19 protein-coding genes and 4 pseudogenes are annotated in these 17,629 nt (G+C 48.3%); 11 read left to right on the forward strand and 12 right to left on the reverse strand.

The features are described 5' to 3' along the window. The first annotated feature begins 8 nt into the window (after positions 1–8). The 6 genes and pseudogenes from P378_RS09655 (at position 9) to P378_RS09685 (ending at position 4,659) form a co-directional block, all read left to right on the forward strand. Positions 9–970 (forward strand): annotated as a pseudogene (locus tag P378_RS09655) (CgeB family protein). Positions 971–978: 8 nt separating this feature from the next. Further along, positions 979–1,605 carry a UDP-3-O-acyl-N-acetylglucosamine deacetylase gene (locus tag P378_RS09665; protein WP_099083104.1) on the forward strand — a complete coding sequence of 209 codons (627 nt, stop codon included), beginning with the start codon at positions 979–981 and terminating at the stop codon, positions 1,603–1,605. Next, complete coding sequence (locus tag P378_RS22930) at positions 1,572–1,811, forward strand: UDP-3-O-acyl-N-acetylglucosamine deacetylase (RefSeq protein WP_099083105.1); 240 nt, start codon at positions 1,572–1,574, stop codon at positions 1,809–1,811. The genes P378_RS09665 and P378_RS22930 overlap by 34 nt, the downstream gene beginning before the upstream one ends. A 15-nt stretch (positions 1,812–1,826) precedes the next feature. Beyond that, positions 1,827–2,909: a DegT/DnrJ/EryC1/StrS family aminotransferase gene (locus P378_RS09675; protein ID WP_099083106.1), complete on the forward strand. Its 1,083-nt coding sequence runs from the start codon at positions 1,827–1,829 to the stop codon at positions 2,907–2,909. A 27-nt stretch (positions 2,910–2,936) separates the two neighbouring features. After that, positions 2,937–3,629 carry a WbqC family protein gene (locus P378_RS09680; RefSeq protein WP_099083107.1) on the forward strand — a complete coding sequence of 231 codons (693 nt, stop codon included), beginning with the start codon at positions 2,937–2,939 and terminating at the stop codon, positions 3,627–3,629. Further along, on the forward strand, positions 3,622–4,659 hold the full coding sequence (locus P378_RS09685) for an ATP-grasp domain-containing protein (RefSeq protein WP_099083108.1): 1,038 nt from the start codon (positions 3,622–3,624) through the stop codon (positions 4,657–4,659). The genes P378_RS09680 and P378_RS09685 overlap by 8 nt, the downstream gene beginning before the upstream one ends. A gap of 512 nt (positions 4,660–5,171) precedes the next feature. On the opposite strand, the gene P378_RS09690 is transcribed toward P378_RS09685, so the two are convergent. From P378_RS09690 to P378_RS09705, 4 genes are all read right to left on the reverse strand, one after another. Beyond that, positions 5,172–5,495 carry a hypothetical protein gene (locus tag P378_RS09690; protein WP_099083109.1) on the reverse strand — a complete coding sequence of 108 codons (324 nt, stop codon included), beginning with the start codon at positions 5,493–5,495 and terminating at the stop codon, positions 5,172–5,174. A 2-nt stretch (positions 5,496–5,497) separates the two neighbouring features. Beyond that, positions 5,498–5,899, reverse strand: coding sequence for a phenylacetate--CoA ligase family protein (locus P378_RS09695; protein ID WP_099083110.1), 402 nt, complete (start codon positions 5,897–5,899; stop codon positions 5,498–5,500). Between the two features lie 28 nt (positions 5,900–5,927). Then, complete coding sequence (locus tag P378_RS09700; protein ID WP_099083111.1) at positions 5,928–6,176, reverse strand: hypothetical protein; 249 nt, start codon at positions 6,174–6,176, stop codon at positions 5,928–5,930. Positions 6,177–6,260: 84 nt separating this feature from the next. Then, a complete protein-coding gene (locus tag P378_RS09705) occupies positions 6,261–6,632 on the reverse strand; it encodes a tetratricopeptide repeat protein (RefSeq protein WP_099083112.1) in 372 nt (123 codons plus the stop codon). Between the two features lie 418 nt (positions 6,633–7,050). On the opposite strand from P378_RS09705, the gene P378_RS09710 reads away from it, so the two are divergent. Continuing rightward, entirely contained in the window at positions 7,051–7,281 is a 231-nt protein-coding gene (locus tag P378_RS09710; protein ID WP_099083113.1) for a hypothetical protein, read from the forward strand. Between the two features lie 434 nt (positions 7,282–7,715). Here the strand turns inward: P378_RS09710 and P378_RS09720 are convergent, their stop codons facing one another. The 4 genes from P378_RS09720 to P378_RS09730 form a co-directional block, all read right to left on the reverse strand. Next, on the reverse strand, positions 7,716–7,961 hold the full coding sequence (locus P378_RS09720) for a hypothetical protein (protein ID WP_099083115.1): 246 nt from the start codon (positions 7,959–7,961) through the stop codon (positions 7,716–7,718). Positions 7,962–8,071: 110 nt separating this feature from the next. After that, positions 8,072–8,464, reverse strand: a complete 393-nt coding sequence (locus P378_RS09725; RefSeq protein ID WP_274378683.1) for an N-acetylmuramoyl-L-alanine amidase family protein — start codon at positions 8,462–8,464, stop codon at positions 8,072–8,074. Continuing rightward, entirely contained in the window at positions 8,446–8,781 is a 336-nt protein-coding gene (locus P378_RS22935; RefSeq protein ID WP_274378684.1) for an N-acetylmuramoyl-L-alanine amidase family protein, read from the reverse strand. The genes P378_RS09725 and P378_RS22935 overlap by 19 nt, the downstream gene beginning before the upstream one ends. A gap of 161 nt (positions 8,782–8,942) precedes the next feature. Beyond that, the gene (locus P378_RS09730; protein ID WP_099083116.1) at positions 8,943–9,272 is read right to left on the reverse strand and encodes an ATP-binding protein; all 330 of its coding nucleotides are present in this window, start codon (positions 9,270–9,272) and stop codon (positions 8,943–8,945) included. A gap of 303 nt (positions 9,273–9,575) precedes the next feature. Between P378_RS09730 and thrC the strand changes: the two are divergent. From thrC to P378_RS19540, 4 genes and pseudogenes are all read left to right on the forward strand, one after another. Beyond that, positions 9,576–11,077 (forward strand): annotated as a pseudogene (gene thrC / locus P378_RS09735) (threonine synthase). A gap of 356 nt (positions 11,078–11,433) precedes the next feature. Next, positions 11,434–11,649 carry a transporter substrate-binding domain-containing protein gene (locus P378_RS09740; protein ID WP_238473086.1) on the forward strand — a complete coding sequence of 72 codons (216 nt, stop codon included), beginning with the start codon at positions 11,434–11,436 and terminating at the stop codon, positions 11,647–11,649. 199 nt (positions 11,650–11,848) lie between these two features. Continuing rightward, positions 11,849–12,004, forward strand: a pseudogene (locus P378_RS09745) (sigma 54-interacting transcriptional regulator); the annotation flags it as partial. 287 nt (positions 12,005–12,291) lie between these two features. Next, complete coding sequence (locus tag P378_RS19540; RefSeq protein ID WP_099083117.1) at positions 12,292–12,795, forward strand: hypothetical protein; 504 nt, start codon at positions 12,292–12,294, stop codon at positions 12,793–12,795. A gap of 320 nt (positions 12,796–13,115) precedes the next feature. Here the strand turns inward: P378_RS19540 and P378_RS24105 are convergent, their stop codons facing one another. From P378_RS24105 to P378_RS09770, 4 genes and pseudogenes are all read right to left on the reverse strand, one after another. Further along, the gene (locus tag P378_RS24105; protein WP_099083118.1) at positions 13,116–13,328 is read right to left on the reverse strand and encodes a multicopper oxidase domain-containing protein; all 213 of its coding nucleotides are present in this window, start codon (positions 13,326–13,328) and stop codon (positions 13,116–13,118) included. Beyond that, positions 13,310–13,858 (reverse strand): multicopper oxidase domain-containing protein, encoded by a 549-nt coding sequence (locus P378_RS22940; RefSeq protein WP_143338455.1) that lies wholly within the window; start codon positions 13,856–13,858, stop codon positions 13,310–13,312. The genes P378_RS24105 and P378_RS22940 overlap by 19 nt, the downstream gene beginning before the upstream one ends. Before the next feature lie 17 nt (positions 13,859–13,875). Then, positions 13,876–14,529 carry a multicopper oxidase family protein gene (locus P378_RS09765; protein WP_180261053.1) on the reverse strand — a complete coding sequence of 218 codons (654 nt, stop codon included), beginning with the start codon at positions 14,527–14,529 and terminating at the stop codon, positions 13,876–13,878. 353 nt (positions 14,530–14,882) lie between these two features. Further along, positions 14,883–17,350, reverse strand: a pseudogene (locus P378_RS09770) (heavy metal translocating P-type ATPase). Positions 17,351–17,629 lie beyond the last annotated feature (279 nt).

The raw sequence follows: 17,629 nt of genomic DNA on the forward strand, positions 1-17,629 counted from the left end.
GTGATTTTGTGAAAATTCTTTTTATCGAAACGGATCCTCAGTATTTACTGGGCCTGCCCCCCGGTTTTCAGAGGCAGGGATGTCAGGTCACCGTATTAAACGACATCGTGGAGGAAGAACTGGACCGGGTGCTGAGGAAAAACCGGCCGGATCTGGTAGTAACGGCCGGCTGGACCAAAATTCATACCAAAAGAAAACTGAAAATTTTAGGACAGCTCATAAAAAAACACCGGGTAAAACATGCCTACTGGGCAACGGAAGATCCTCGCTGGACCGATGAATGGTCATTACCCTATATTGAAGCCACCCACCCAAACTTTATCTTCACCATCGACCGGGAATCGATACCCTTCTACCGGGAACTTGGCTATGCCGCCCACTACCTGCCCTGGGCATGCAATCCGGAATTCCACCGCCCTGCCATGCCAAAAGAGGAATACAAGTGCGATATCGCCCTGGTGGCCACCGCCGGCATAACCTGGAGTTCCTATCGTAGGGACAGTGCACAGATATTATTAAAACCCCTGGTGGAAAATGGCTATGACGTGGTGATCTGGGGCGGCCGCTGGGATACTCTGGACCCCGATATTGTCGGGTTTGACGTAGATGCCTACCACCTGCGGGGTAAACTGCCGTACCTGAAAACCAATCATGTTTACAGTTCCGCTAAAATCGTTCTCGGTTTTCAAAACGTAACCAACGAGTTAACCTCGCGAACCTATGAAATCCTGGGCGCCGGGGGTTTCTTCTGACAGTGGATACCGAAGCCGTCCGGGAAAAATTTAGACCGGGAAAACACCTGGTGGTCTCCCGGTCAGCGGATGAGACCTTGCGATTGCTGGATTACTACTTGAGGCACGAAAGAAAGAGAAAGAAAATCGCTTTGAAGGGTCAGAGTCAAGTCTATTCCTACTTCAATACCTACAACTATCGCGCTGCACAAATACTCCGGCTTACCGGCTTAAGGTAGGGACAAATATGCAAAAAACCATCAAGTATGCAACCCGGTGTGCCGGTATCGCCATTACCGGCCAGACCTATACCACTGTAACATTTCAACCGGCTCCGCCCGATACCGGTATTGTCTTTGTCCGGGAAGACTTGGCCTGGCGACCGGAGGTCCGGTGCCGGCCGGAATATGCCTGTACCGATTCCCGCTGGACTTCACTGGTTAAAAACGATATTCGGATCGAACATACCGAACACCTTTTAGCTGCCATAGCCGGGCTGGGGCTGGACAACATCAGGATTCACCTGGACAGTCCTTACATTCCGGTGGTCAGTAGCTTCAGCAGCCGGGATTTTGTTGAGGCGCTCTTAAAGGCAGAGCCGGTTTCCCAAAACGTACCCAAAAAATATTTTGCTGTCTGTGAGTCGCAATGTTTGTTTGACTCCTTTTATTACGACGGTGTCCGTTATGACCGTGTTCTACTGGCTTTGCCCGCCCCACGACTTACCCTGACTTATCTGCTTGACTACCCCGGCAAGCAGCTGCCCACGCAACTAGCTCATTTTGTTTTGGATGATAGTCATGAGTTTATTTCGGGCTTGCGCCGGCCCGGTCCTATATTATGGATTATGAGTATGACGAGGTTGTCAAATTAATTGGAAAAGGGTTGTATGATTGCCTGGTTATTTCTTCGGGGCCTTTACATTTGCAATGGAACAACGAGCCGGCCAGACATAAAATCTTGGACCTGCTGGGGGATATTTCTACCCTGGGTCAGCCGGTTAAAGGGCACTTCATTGGTATTCGAACAGGACATAAAGCCAATATCAGGATGTGTCATAAGTTAATGCAGCAAGCTTAAGGGGGGCTATTAAAGGTGATCTCTCACGCAAAAACTTTATTGGGGAAAGAAGAGGAAGACAGGGTTATTGAGGTTTTGCGCAGCGGCATGCTTGCTGCAGGCGGTTATGTGCATGAATTTGAAGAGGAATTTATGCGCTATAATCATTCCTCCTATGCCGTTGCCACTTCTTCCGGTACAACGGCACTGCACGTAATGCTGGATGCACTGGGTATCGGTGCAGGAGATAAGGTGATCACCACTCCCTTTTCTTTTATTGCCACTGCCAATGCAATTCTCTATACCGGGGCCACGCCGGTTTTTGTTGACATTGACCCGGTAACCTGTAACCTTTCCCCCGCCCAACTGGAAATTGCGGCGAAAAATCACCCGGATGCCAGGGCGGTGTTGGTGGTGCACCTTTTCGGACTGCCGGCAGATATGTCTGAAATCATGGCAGTGGCAAATAAACATAACCTCATCGTCCTGGAAGACTGCGCCCAGGCCCACGGCGCTGCTTACCGTGGACAGAAGGTCGGTAACTTTGGCAAAGCTGCCGCCTTTAGTTTTTATCCGACCAAAAATATGACCGCCGGAGAAGGCGGCATGGTTATCACCAATGACCCGGCCGTTGAAGAAAAAGCCAGAATGCTGGTCAACCAGGGACAGCGAAGGCGGTACTGCCATGAAGTAGTGGGATATAACTACCGCATGACCAATATCCATGCCGCCATCGGACTGGAGCAGCTAAAAAAATTAGAAACGCTTAATGAAAAAAGAAGAAAGCACGCAAAATTCTATGACGAATTCATCGTCAACCCACTGGTACAAAAACCGCCGGCGCCACCTGACAGGACGCACGTTTACCACCAATATACACTCAGGGTAGCTGACCGGCACCATTTCACCGGTTACCTGACTGCAAAGGAAATCGGCTACGGCATTCATTACCCGCTGATTATTCCGGCCCAGCCGTCTTACCGGAATAAACCGTACAGCGCCGGCACCTGGCCGGCAGCGGGGATCTTAGCAAACAGCTGTGTTTCTATCCCGGTGCACCCGGCCCTTAACGAAATCGACTTATCAACCATTGTAGAAACAATTAATAATTACCGTTAAATTCGTTGATTAAAGGGGGTTGCAACGGTGATTATCAGCGGCCATCAACCGAATTACCTGCCCTGGCTCGGATATTTTCATAAAATGATATCCTGCGATTTATTTGTAATCCTGGACGATGTAGTTCACTCGAGAAGCGAAATTACCAACAAAAACAAAATAAAGGGACCGGAGGGGGCCAGATTGTTAAGCGTGCCGCGAAACAGAAGCGACAAGCACTGTTTAATTAAAGATGTAACCATCGCTAAAGACAGTATGTGGCATAAAAACCATTGGGGTTCTTTGCATACCTGCTATGTCCGGTCTCCCTACTGGAAGAAGTATGAAGAGCTTTTTTTATCCATTTATTCCAATCCCGGCGAAAAGCTGGCCCAACTGAACCTACGGTTAATCCATGTCATGCGGGAAGTACTGGAAATTAAAACTCCCCTGGTACTGTCCTCTGAGATTTCGGGGATCACAGGCAGCAAAGGGACCAGAATCATCAATATCTGCAAGTATTTTAACGCCGACATTTACCTGTCGGGAACCGGAGCGCGGGCCTATAATGACGAAATGGACTTTGAGAGAAATAACATTCGTCTGGTATATCAGGAATTTGAACACCCGGTATACCCCCAGTTATGGGGCAATTTTATACCCGGTTTGTCGGCAGTGGATTTGATTTTTAACTGCGGGCCTCAAAGTAAGGATTATCTAACGAAGCAGGTGGTTGTATGAAAAAGATTCATGTATTAATCTCCGGGTCCGGTTCCCTTTACGGCGTTGCATTATTCAATCGTTATTAAAATCGGACTTGGCTCTAAAACTGGTGGCCTGCGATATAAATCCCAGGACTTTGGGGCTGCACCTGGCCCACCGCGGCTATATCGTACCACCGGTGCACCAGGAGGAACAATATTTAAAGCAATTATCAAATATTATTGAGAAGGAAAATATTAACGCGATTTTTGTTGCTTCCTCCAAGGAAATATCCTTTTTTAGCAATCATAAGGCCCAAATTGAAGAGAACACCGGGGCCAGGGTATTTGTTAATCCACCGGGTGTCTTAGAAATATGCTGTGATAAATGGCATACCGTTAATTTCCTTAAGGAACAGGGGTTTTATTTTCCCCGCACCCTCCGTTACCCGGAAGACTGGGAGCAAATAGATGCTTTTATTGAAGCCGTGCATTTTCCAATCATCGTGAAACCCCGGCGCGGCGCCGGGTCACAGGATTTATATACAGTAAACAGTTTAAATGAACTTAACTCCCTAATCACCGGCAAAAAAGACATCGTTCTGCAGCAGTATTTACCGGGAGACCTTGGAGAATTTACCACGGGCATCTGCACCGGGGCAAAGGGTAACGTTCTGTCCGGCATCACTTTAAAAAGATATTTACAGGATGGTATGACCATCGCTGCTGACTTTGACGATTTCACCGAAATTACCAATTACTGCAAAGAGGTGGCCCGGGTTTTAAAACCATACGGACCCTGCAACTTTCAATCACGCCTGCTGGAAGGAAAGCCCTACATCTTCGAAATTAACCCCCGTTTCAGCAGCAGCACCGGCATGCGTTCACTGTTGGGGGTTAACGAAGCTGAAATTTTACTCAGGTCGGAAATATTGGGCCAGAAAATCCTTGAACCGCCAATTCTTAAATGCAGCGTAATCCGACAATATACGGATTACCTGGTAAGCACTGAACAAATTATGAAATTGAAAAAGGAAAACTTCTGTATCAACCACTCTGAGGAAAATTAGCAATATTTTCCGGCAAATTGTGAACCAACAATGTATAGCCGTGACTGGAAGCAGGCATGAAAAAMCCCCGGGGAACAAAGGTACCTGGTACTTAAGTTATTAAGTTATTTTGTATGGGTAGAAAAACAAAATTCGCTCCAAAAGTTATCCACAGTTTACAAAAAGCATAATTTCCTGGCTAAAAGAAAAAGTGGTTGGAAGTCTTCTCCTCCCAACCATTTTTTCCGCCAACTCCACTCTATAACATAAGAAAACGTTTCTTGATTTCCTCTTTATTCTGCAGCTGTGCTGCGGTTCCTTTATAGACTGTTTTCCCTTTGCTCATAATATAAACCCGGTCCGAGTTGCAGAGCCGCCTGGATATTTTGCTCCACCAGCAAAATCGAAAGGCCGGCACTTTTTAGTTCTTGTATTTTTTAGCGTAATTCTTTGATAATGGCCCGGAGCAGGGCCCGGGCCACCCCAGCATTAATTCAAGTGGGGACGGTTCTTGACTTGAATTTAGTTTAACTTTACAATCTGGAAGAATGGATGTAAGCCTTTTCTTTTATTTCCTGTTCCGAATAAATATAGCGGGGTTTTCCCACCACACCCAGGGAAAGCAGTTCTGCCCGGTTGTACAGCGTCCCCCTGGACACAATTTCGATCTTGATCTTGACTTTATACACATCCTCCAATACCTGCAGTTGATTGTCACTCACAGAATCGCCGGGCTTTTCCTCCTCGATCACCAGGTGCAGCCCCTGTGGGCCGGGGCCAGCCACCCAGAAGCGGCGGCAGGAAAGAGCAGAGACAATTTCCTGCAGGTCCCAGATATCCAGTACCCGGTTCCCCACTGTCAGGGTGTCCTCCTGGCGCCCGCGAACTTCCAGACAGCGCTGCCGCATGGGTGGCGTGAGCAATGGCTGGAATAGGGAAAACGCACCAGTACCGTATCCTCCCGGTTAAAGTGAACACCCAACCCGACCAGTTCATTGGTGAAGGTCGCAAAGTCTTCCCTGGTCAGCCAAACCGATACCGGGAGGCCGGTGGTGCCGAAGGACTCGTGGTACTGGTAAAGTTCACCACGGGGGACACAAAGCAGCCCAAAGGGTGATTGGTTCCGCAAATCCTCCTTGGTTTTTTTCAATTCCTCCAGGGAACCCAGGGGCTGCTCCTGTATACGGTCCCGGTAAAAGGCCGAGGCTTTACAATACTCCAGTAACTGGTTCAACCTGTTCAGCTTTTCCTGGTCGTTCATTGTGCTGCCTCCTTCCTTTAAGCAAGGTTTAAGAGATGCCGGATATTTTGGCCCAGGATTTTGGCCCTTTCCCTGTCTGAAATATCAAGCAGCAGAATTTTTTGCAGTTCCACGCCGGGATGAGAAAGGGGCGATTGCCGGTATTGGTAGAATTCCTTGCTTCCAGCGCCAGGCAGCTGCCGTAATAAGCTTCAGCGGTGGGGTCCTCGGGGTTCTTTTCGTAAATTTTTTTCCATAGCTCCGGGGCTAGTTGGGTCGCCTTCCTGTTACCGGCCACCCCCAGGTCATGCAGCCTGAAGCCCTCTGTGTATTCATCTTGACGGGTTCTTAATCTCTTGCTTAAGACAGCTTCATCCCCGGATCACATCCGGATCAGTTCTCTGTATTTTGCATCCGGGTTCAGGGACAGGAGTGTTTCCCAGGCTGCAGCGCATTCTTTTTCCATGCCCAAACGCTCGTAAGCCCTGCCCAGATCGTAGAGAACCTGCCAGTAGGTTTCTATGGAAAAAATTCCGCGATCCTTTTGGTACCGTTCAACCAGGTATTCCAGGTCAGTTATTGCAGTCGCTGTTCGGCAGAAGAATGCTTCCGGCAGCCTTAGACTGTGGTTGGCCCGCAGCAGGCGGATCTCAATATCATCGGGGCTATAGTTGACAGCTTCATCAAAGTTTTTCATAGCTTTGATGGCATGGGAAAACAATTCCCGGTGGTCGGTACTGTCCCGCCCGATCATTGAAACGCAGTCGGCATAATAGGCCTGGGACAGCCGGTCACTGGGGTCGTTATCAATGTTTTTTTAAAGAAACTGGAGGCCATCCTGCTGCATGTTTATCGCCGGCCAGGGCTGCACTATGAAGCTCCTTTCCTCGAACCAGATGCTCCTCCCGCTCTGCCTTGTCGACAGGAGGTTCTGTTAAATCATACCTGCCGCCCCTGTATGGGTAAAAATTCTATTGGTGCCTGTACATGGAAATCAGGTTGGCCCAGCGTAAGACACAAATAAACCCGCTCAACTTCCCATTGATGAGAAATTCAGCAGGTTTATTGTTTTGACCTGATTCAACTGCCGGCGATCCTTTATAGAGAAACAATCACCCAAGTTTAACAGGGATCGCAGGGGTCACAGCCGTCAACGGGATTACACGGATCGCATGGATCACAATCGTCAACCGGGTCACAGGGGTCACAGTGACCCCAAAGTGATTGAAAGCGGCTCCAACTGCAGAGTGAAAAACTTAATCAATGATGTGCCGCACCGGAACGACCAGGTCGATACCATGGCCCGGGAGGTTGAATCCACCCTGGTACCGGATATCGAAAAGTACAAATTAGAGGCCCTGGATGATTTTGCAAAGAAGCTGCAGAAGGAGTCAGATCTATAACGAATCACATTTAGGTTGCATTACTAACCCTGTCAAGCGAACGCACTTGTTGTGTTCGCTTACTTATTTTAATCGTTCTTGCCCGGCAAATATTAGCTATTACCTAAATATTTGGCATTTTTTCCTTAAAAAACATATTATGTAGGAAATGGAATTTCCCGTGATTTTGAAACCAAAATGATGGTTGTTTTTACTATGTTTAAAGAGGATGTGTTTTTTAATGCCAGTCATAAATTTAAACCCCTTGTCCAAGATAAATGTCCAGCGGAGCCGGAGCCAAAGGAAGAAAGCATAGACCTCTGTGCACAGGTGGTGTTTGCCAGGGAAAGCGAAAATTTCTTCGATATTCACCATATTTCCCTGTCGGTGTACCGTTTTGCCGGAAAACATCAGGCTTGTTTCCTGCCCAAGAATATTTCCAACGGGTATTTTGTTTATTTTCCGGAGAAAAACTTCACCAACCTTTTTAGCAAGCCAATTTGTTCTCCCTTACCGGTAACAGTCTTGACAAAATCAGGATACAGATTAATACCTACGAGCTTGCCTTTCTTCGCCTCCGACAAAGCGGTTTGATAATCTATGAAATGATGGTCCTTTAATTGGAAACCGATTATTTCTCCATCTTCTTTCCTGACGGCAGAGTTTATTTCCCTCTGGCCCTTTGCGTTATTGTTTGGCATGATTGCATCTCCTTTAAGCCAGGGTAAGCAGTCTTCCTAAAACCACATAGCCAATGCTGATGATCATGCTGATAAGAACCAGGTACATAATCCACCGGTAACGTCCCATGTCAGCTCACCTTCTTTTGTAATGTAACGAAAAATGTGAATAAGGGGCCGAAACCTTTTTTCTCTTGCGGAATATTTTCTTTTTCCCTCAGGTATTCCAGAATCCCCTGGGAGATGGCCCGGGCCAATACCTGTTGGTATTTCTTATCCAACAGCTTTTTTCTTTCCGCCGGGTTATTGATAAACCCCGTTTCCACAATGACGCAGGGCATGCTGGTATGAGTCAATAAATAATACCTGCCGGTCTTAATGGTGCGTTTCCTTATTTCAGGAATCCGGTGCAGTTCCTTCTGGATGCACTCCGCCAGCACTTTCCCTTGGACTGACTTACCATAGTAAAAGGCCTCCGGACCGATACACCTGCCCGGCCCAACATTCACATGAATACTGACCATGGCATCTGCCCAAATTGTTTGGCCATCTCCGCCCTCCGCTGAAAGTCGTACCTTTTGGCCTCTTTTTTATGCAGGCCGAGAATGGCATGATTATAGTCCCCCTGCCGGGTTAACAGGACCTCTACGTTGTTTTCCTTTAGAATCATGGCAATCTCCTCGGCAATTTCTAAATTTAGATGTTTCTCCATGATCCCATCCCGCATGGCCCCGGGATCATAACCGCCATGTCCCGGATCGACGGCGATGCGGCCCATTGGTTCTGCAGCCTGGCATACATTACAGAACAGTAAAAAGACCAGCGCCATAATCATTGGCATCAATACTCTCACCTGCCTGTCCTTATTTATTTTTGCCTTAAGAGAGCAAAAAATGCCGAAAAATTACCGTGTGTTTAGAAACCACAAGCTTAATCCAATGTTACAGTTAAAAAATCAGGCCAGAATTTTTCCGGCCTAAAATAAACATATTCCTATTATGTTTAACATCTATTGCATCCTAACCTTACAAAAAAAGTCGTTCCCCCGGATCCTGTTTGGATTTTGATGCCGGCATGGTGCCTGGTAGCGATGCTGTAACAGGTGGAAAGCCCCAATCCTGTGCCGTTTTCCTTGGTGGTAAAAAAGGGGGTTCCCAGTTTCTTCAGCACAGCCGGTTCAATACCTTCTCCCTCTCCCGGGTCCCTGACGGCCAGGATCACCTCTTCTCCGTCCGACAAGGTTTTTACGGTTACCTCCCCGCATTTGCAGTGCTCCCTTTCCTCCAAAAAACTGGCAAAAGAAAAAACGCCGAGGACAATATTCGGGGACAAAAATCAGGAGGATCATCCACAGGTAAAATTTCTTCGTAATGTGTAAGGGAAAAATTTTACGACGAAACTTCCCAAGCAAATTAACACCACTTTTTTAGGGGTCAATGTTTAGAGGCAATTCAACAATAAAAGATAAAAAACCTTTAATAAAAATGTAGGTTTTTGTCAAAGTCAAAATTTTTTAAAAATATTCACAATTATTGGTGTTGTATTTTCTGCCTGGTTTTATCTTTACTAAGAGGTCGTTTTGTAGTTTAATGTAAGTATTTATATGATTCAGTGATAATCTAGGGAGGCTGTTTTATGAAGTATGAAAGTACCCGCGGCAATTCTCCTGCAGTTTCTGCCGCTGAAGCGATTAAGAGAGGCATTGCCCCCGATGGCGGTCTGTTTGTGCCCATAGAACAAGTAACCTTGACGGATAGGGAACTGCAAAACCTTATCCCCCTCTCCTATACCGAAAGGGCCGTATTGATTCTGAAGTCATTCCTGACCCACTATACCGAAGAAGACTTGACCCGTTGCGTGGAAGCTGCCTACGGCGGGGACAAGTTTGATACACCCGAGGTGGCTCCTGTGAAGCCCCTTACGCCGGATACCGCCGTGCTGGAACTGTGGCACGGTCCCACCTGCGCCTTCAAGGATATGGCCCTGCAGATTTTGCCCCAGTTCCTGGTCAGGGCGATGGAGAAAACCGGGGAGACTTCTGAGATTGTCATCCTGGTGGCCACTTCCGGGGACACCGGCAAGGCAGCCCTGGACGGTTTTGCGGACGTGCCCGGCACCAGTATTATTGTTTTCTATCCTGAACAAGGGGTCAGTGCAGTGCAAAGGCTGCAAATGGTCACCCAGGAAGGGAAAAATGTGCATGTCCTGGGGGTCCGCGGCAACTTTGACGATGCCCAAAGCAGCGTTAAGCAGGTCTTCGGGGACAAAGATTTCTCGGAGATTTTAGAGGAAAAGGGTTACCGTCTCTCTTCTGCCAACTCCATCAACTGGGGTCGACTGGTGCCCCAGATCGTCTACTACTTCTCTGCCTATGCCGATTTGGTTCGGACGGGGACCGTCCAGCCGGGCGAAAAGATTAATTTTGTCGTCCCCACCGGCAATTTCGGTAATATTCTGGCCGGTTTCTATGCCAAGGCCATGGGACTACCCGTCCACCGCCTGCTCTGTGCCGCCAACGCCAATAATGTGCTGACGGAGTTTATCCAAACCGGGACCTACGACCGCAACCGGAAGTTTTTAAAGACCCTCTCCCCTTCCATGGATATCTTAATCTCCAGCAACCTGGAGCGGTTGCTTTACGAATTAACCGGACGGCAGGCGGATAAAATCAACCGCTGGATGACCGAACTGAAGACCGGCGGTGTCTACACCGTCGACCAGGACATCAGGGAGAAAGTAAGCAGCCATTTCTGGTCAGACTTTGCCAGCGACCGGGAGACCCTGGACACCATCCGGGAAACCTGGGCGCAGCACCGGTACCTGCTGGATACCCATACCGCCGTGGCCATCCATGTGCTGGAAAAATACCGTCAGGCCACCGGGGACACCACCTATAGTGTGGTTGCATCCACCGCCAGCCCCTTTAAATTTAACGGCAGTGTCGCCAAAGCCTTTTAGGGGACCGGGCAATTGCCGGCAAGAGTGAATTTGAGCTGCTCAATGACTTGTCCGCCTTTACCGGTTGGTCAATCCCAACAGGGCTGCGGGACCTGGACAAGCGACCGGTGCTGCATGAAGGGGTAACTGATAAGGATAAAATCGATGAAGCGGTAAGAAATCTATTGCTAAACCGCTAAACTACAAAAAGTTTTCGAGATAAATCGAAAATTTTTTAACCCCCGTTTGTCACAAGACGGTGGTTTACTATTGTTGGAAAAAACATATTTTTGGCAGTTATCTTCCGAACTTGGAAAACAGTTGTCATTCACGGTCTTGTTTCCCGGGCGGAACATATCCGTTACGCATACGTATCCATATAGCAAAAGAACTATGGGGGTGTATGTATGCAATCTATGTATGCTCCTCTCAGGCAGTATGAAGCGCCTGGTGTTTTATCTATTCTTAACGAAGAAATCCTTTACAACCTGGCAAATGATTTTTAGCATCTTGTGGGATACGACATCAGAGTAAGCATTGGTAAAAAAGAGAGTGAATGACCGCCGGTCACTATTTGAGCAAGCGTCCCGACACCTTTGAAGTGGTGGGCGAGCAGTTGACCAAAGAATCCATGGCCATCGGTATCCGTAATGATGATGTGGAGTTGAAAGACGCCATTGACAAGGCCATTGCCGAAATGCAAAAGGACGGCACTTTAACCAAGATTTCCATGAAGTGGTTCCAGAAGGATATCACGACCAAAGCTGAATAATCTTTATCATGATTTGATAAAACGCTTTGATTAGTACTGATTTCATTTTTGGGTAAAAAGCTAACTAAGCATTAGCTAACAACTAATGGACAGACCCAAAAGTACTGTAGAATTCGCTAAGGTTGGTGACAACATGCAATTGGGCCCATTGGACATAAATTTTATTTTTCTGATACTGCCCAACTTACTGTTGGGAGCGGAAAGCGAGCTGTTTGGTTATGAGGAGGGAGCCTTTACGGGAGACCGCAAATGGGGGCGCCCGGGTAAGTTTGAACTGGCTGACGGAGGCACCATCTTTTTGGATGAAACCGGTGATCTCCCCCTACACCTTCAGGTGAAACTGCTCCATGTATTGCGCAGGGACCATACCCGGCAGATTCATTTGGAGGATCAGATCAAACACTACGAGAAACAATTGCTACTGGGGTATTTAAAGCAGGTTAAAGAAGGAAAGTTAAAATTTACCGACCTGCCTGCCGCCCTGGGGTCAGCCGCGCCACTCTTTATCGAAAGCTGAAACAGCACCAGCTGATTGAGATGTGAGAGGTGGGAGGTTAGAGGTGGGAATTAAGGATTATTTAAGAAGGTATATGCTGGATTCATGTAGAATAGCTTATGAATATGTTTGAAAGGAAGTGAGTCATGGAAGAGATTTTAAAAGAAATCCTTGGCGAACTTAAAACCCTGAACCAGCGGGTAGGGAAATTGGAGGAAGGTCAAGGGAAATTAGGGGAAGGTCAAACCAGGTTAGAAGAAAGCCAGAGAAGGTTAGAGGAAGGTCATAGGCGGTTAGAGGAAGGCCATAGGCGGTTAGAGGAAGGCCATAGGCGGTTAGAGGAAGGCCATAGGAGGTTAGAAGAAAACCAGGCCCGTCTGGAATCGAAAGTTGATAGGCTGGAACTTCGCATGGAAAACGAAGTCATTGATAAAATTCGGGCCCTCTTTGACGGCTGGCAGGAGCACGAAGAAAAATTTATCGATGTGGCCGAAAAGATTGATTTGTTAAATCTAAAATTCGACCGCCTGGAAACTAAACTCAATCAAGTTGCCATCGTTCAGAAAGACCATTCGGAAATCCTGGACCTGCTGGCCGCTCGTTCCATCCGTCAAGAAGCGGACATACAAACGCTTAAAAGAGCAAAATAGAAAGGATACCCCCTTCTAAACTGGCGTATTGGAATAATCGCCTTTCTTAGAAGGTTTTTGTTTTGCATAACGAATTCGGTTGATTATCCAGTTAAATAAGGAGAATTTTCATGCCTCCTGATCGAAGACGATCGCAATATTTGCGAATTACGTCGGAAATGTTTTGTACTCCAAGTTTATAAATTTCCCTTATTCTATAAAACCAAACCCCTGGTAGGCAATGTCTCCGCGTTTTTGTTAAGCCATTGTTCATGGTTTCGTAAGCTATGTATATGGCCTTCACCATGCAACCCCAAAAAGGTTAAGCGGCCAGACTGCGGTTAACCTTTATTCCCGTATCGTTTAACCATATAATTAAGCATCATTCCTTGATCCTCATGTTCCAGCACGTGGCAATGGGTCAAAAGTTTTTGTTCCCCTGCAAAGTTGTGAGAAAAATCAATGGCAATCCTAACGGTCTCCCCGGGCCACACTAAAACGGTGTCCTTCCAGCCTAAATCGGTGACCAGTCTGCCTAGTTGATCGACGGCCAGTTTTTTAACTTGCTCAGGCTACCGTCTCTCTCTATCACCTGGAACATAAAGCCGTGCAGGTGCATGGGATGGGGCATACTGTTGGGCTGGTTTCTGAACTCCCAAATTTCGGTGGTGTTTTTCTTTACGGTAATGGGGTATTGGTCCATTTGATAGCTCATTCCGTTTATCAGCCACTGCATACCGGATGCAGCCAGGGTGATGGGCCTTATGCTTACTCCCGACGTATTGATGGCCTCAATCCTGGATAAGCTTTGGGGGACCGTCCGGTCATAGGGGATGCGGTCTTTCAGTACCAGCTTAAGAATATGAAATTCCTTGCCGCTGCCAATTTTTGGAGCCTGCACAGGGCTGCTGCCATGACCTTCATGTCCCCCGTGCCCACCCTCTTCCCGGTGCATGGGGTCAAAGGACAGACTCTTCAGAGTAATAACCTCTCCGGTGTCAAAGGTCCTGAGATCCAAAAGAAGATCCACCCGCTCGCCGGGTGACACAAATATCTCCGAAGTACGATAAGGCTTATCCAGCAAGCCCCCGTCGGTTCCAATCACATAATAGGCAGATTGTCACCGCCCTTTACAAAGGCCAGCCTGTAGATTCTGGCGTTGGAGCCGTTTAATAGCCGGAAACGGTAAACCCTTGACCGAACTTCCAAAACGGGATTGGCGGTCAGGTTGACAAAGATGACATCTCCTTCGTAGCCCATAAACTTTTCCATTTCAGTGGGTTGGTATACCGGTTGTCCCTTTTCATCCAGCCTTTTATCTTGAATGACCAGGGGAATATCCGTTTCTCCCAGTTTTAGATCGAGGGAATTTCTCAGGTTCAAATCATCACGGTCCTCCACAATAAAGAAACCCGACAAACCCATATAGGACTGCCTGGCAGTCATTCCATGAGGATGGGGGTGATACCAGTACGTGCCGCCCCTGCTCTGTACGGTAAAATGGTACTTGTAGCTGGCACCCTGTGGGACGGCATAGGAAGGATGACCGTCCATATACCAGTCCACATGTAACCCGTGCCAGTGAACAATTGTATCTTCACTTAACTGATTAATCAAGGTGGCCTGGAATATATCGCCTTGCTTTAATTTGATAACCGGGTTAATAAAGCTTGCCCCCCCGCCGGTGGTCTCATAAACATATATACGGGCTTCTTGATCGCCAACCAATGGTTGGACCGCTTGTTTGGCTGTCAAAGACGGGGTACCCCTCAATGTTCACATCATCAACAGCGTTTTGTCGCTCATGTTGGGCTTATCATACCAGCCATATCTTACAAAAATATCACATAAGTTTAACATTTTTGTGATATTTATAAGCAAAATCTTTATCAACGGATGATAAAAAATACACCGTCGGCTGCTCCTCTAACAGAACATCCCCCGCAGTGGCCCACGGGGTATGTTTCAATGGTTATTTCTTTATTCTATTTTTCCTGCGTGCATAATACCACCCGGCAAAGGCAAAACCCGCTGCCAGTGCGATGGCTAAGAGCGAATCTTCCAGGAATTCCATGTCAGTTCCCCCTCGTTGGATACGTAAATGGTATTTACTCCCGGCGTCGCGCCGGTTCAGGCACCAGTCGGAAGGTAGCTTTTTCTTCTTTACGGAAGTCCCTATAGGGATCAAACCGTTTCAATCGCAAGGCATTGGTCACCACCGACACGGAACTGAAAGCCATTGCAGCCCCCGCCAGTACAGGGGACAGGTAACCCAGGGCAGCCACGGGAATCCCCAGTGTGTTATAAATCAAGGCCCAGAACAGGTTTTGTTTGATGTTGCGCATAGTCGCCCGGCTCAGTTTAATGCTGGCGGCAACTCCCCGCAAATCCCCTCGCATCAGGGTAATATCCGCGGCCTCCATTGCCACGTCCGTACCGGTTCCGATGGCAAAGCCTACGTCTGCGGTGGCCAGGGCCGGGGCGTCGTTGATGCCGTCACCCACCATCCCCACCACCTGGCCCTTCTCCTTCAGACGGTTCACTTCCCTGGCTTTGTCCTGGGGCAGCACTTCCGCCAGTACGTCTTCCGGCGGAATGCCCACTTGTTTGGCGATGGCCTCGGCAGTACGCCGGTTGTCCCCGGTAATCATGATGACCTGAATGCCCATACTGCGCAGGGCTTGGATGGCCTCGGCGGAGGTTTCCTTAACGGTATCGGCCACGGCCACAACGCCGACGGCCTTGTTGTCAACAGCCACCAGCATAGCTGTCTTGCCTTCACCTTCCAGTTCATCAACTTTCTTTTCTAGGGTGGAGATGTCAATGTTTTCAGAAGACATTAAACGGCGGTTGCCGATGAACAGCGCTTTACCCTCAATGGCAGCCACAATGCCATGACCCGGGATGGCTTCAAAGTTTTGTGGTTCCACCAGATCCATGTTTCTTTCCTTGGCCCCTTTGACAATGGCCTCACCCAGGGGATGCTCCGAAGACCTTTCCGCAGAAGCCACCAGCCGGATCAGTTCCTCCTCGCTGATTTCACCAGTGGCAGTGATCACATCCGTCAGGGACGGCTCCCCTTTGGTAATGGTGCCGGTCTTATCCAAAACAATGGCATTGAGGGCATGGGCCTTTTCCAGGTGTTCGCCCCCCTTGATTAAAATGCCGTTTTCCGCGCCTTTGCCGGTACCCACCATAATGGAGGTGGGTGTAGCCAGACCCAGTGCACAGGGGCAGGCAATCACCAGAACAGCCGTAAAATTGATCAAGCTCGAGCCACATTACCGGCATCGGCAAAGAAGTACCACGCCGCAAAGGTGGCGATGGCAAATGCCACCACCGCAGGTACAAAATAGGCCGAAATGACATCCGCCAACCGTTGAATGGGCGCCTTGGATCCCTGGGCCTCTTCAACGATTTTGATAATCTGGGCCAGGGCGGTATCTGAACCAACCTTGGTGGCTTTAAATTTGAAACTGCCATGCTTATTAATGGTGCCGCCGATCACCTCATCGCCGGCCTTTTTATCCACCGGTATACTTTCACCGGTCAACATGGATTCGTCCACCGTGGAAAAACCCTCTTTCATCACGCCGTCCACGGGGACCTTTTCCCCCGGACGTACCAGCACCAGATCTCCCACCTGCACTTCTTCCACCGGGATGTCTACCTCTTGCCCGTTCCGCACCACCCGGGCGGTCTTGGCCTGGAGGCCCATCAGCTTCTTGATGGCTTCGGAGGTGCGACCCTTGGCGATGGACTCCAGTAATTTACCAAGGATAATTAATGTAATAATGATGGTTCCGGTTTCGTAATACACATGGCCGGGGTAAAAGAATGTGGCCCCTGCGCTGTAGAGGTACGCAGCGGTTGTACCAAGGGCAATGAGCACATCCATGTTGGCGCTGCCGTGTTTCAGTGACCGGTAAGATCCCCGGTAAAATTGGAACCCGGCGATAAACTGCACCGGCGTGGCCAGAGCGAATTGGAATACCTTGTTATGTAGCAGCATGGGCAGTGGAAAATTAAATAATTCCGCAAACATCACCGCCAGGAGGGGCAGGGACAAGATGGCCGACATAATCAACAGGCGAATCTGCTTACGGGTTTCACGTTCCCGCTCCAGTTTCTCCTGATCCCCTTCAAAGCGCTTGGCTCCTTCTTCAGCCTGATAGCCCGCGTCCGTTACTACTTTCTTCAAATCGGTAACACTGACGATCGACGGGTCATACTCTACTGTCGCCTTCTCCATTGCAAAGTTTACATTGGCCCTGAGAACGCCTTCCCTGTTCCCCAGCGCCCTTTCCACCCGAGCCGCACAGGCGGCGCAGGTCATGCCTGAGATTTTGAGAACCACTTTTTCGGTGGGCACCCGGTAACCCAGGTCGACAATCGTTTTTATAATCTGGTCAATGCCAACACGGTCAGGCTCAAAGTGAACGGTTGCCTTTTCTACCGCCAAGTTTATGGATACGTCCGTAACCCCGTCCAACTTCTTAATCGTCCGTTCTACCTTGGCTGCACAGGCGGCACACTCCATTCCCATAATTTTTAGAGACACTTTATGGCTGCTCACAGTTCATACCACCTTTTTCTGTCCTTTGTATTATTCTGCCGGCTACATATGTATGGTGTTATTCTGGCCAAGTTTCAGGAAAAATAGTAAGCTTTGATTCCCAAGTGAAGGGGTAAAGGAATGGGATTGTTTTATTTTAAAAGATAGATGTTACAAAACCTTGACATTTTTTACACAAAAACGTGACAATTCGTTATACCAGTGGCCACTTGATCAATTTGCCGCAAACAAAATAAGACAGGCTACTCCAGTAAGTGCCTGTCTCCCAATATCCATAAG

Source organism: Desulforamulus profundi, from assembly GCF_002607855.1.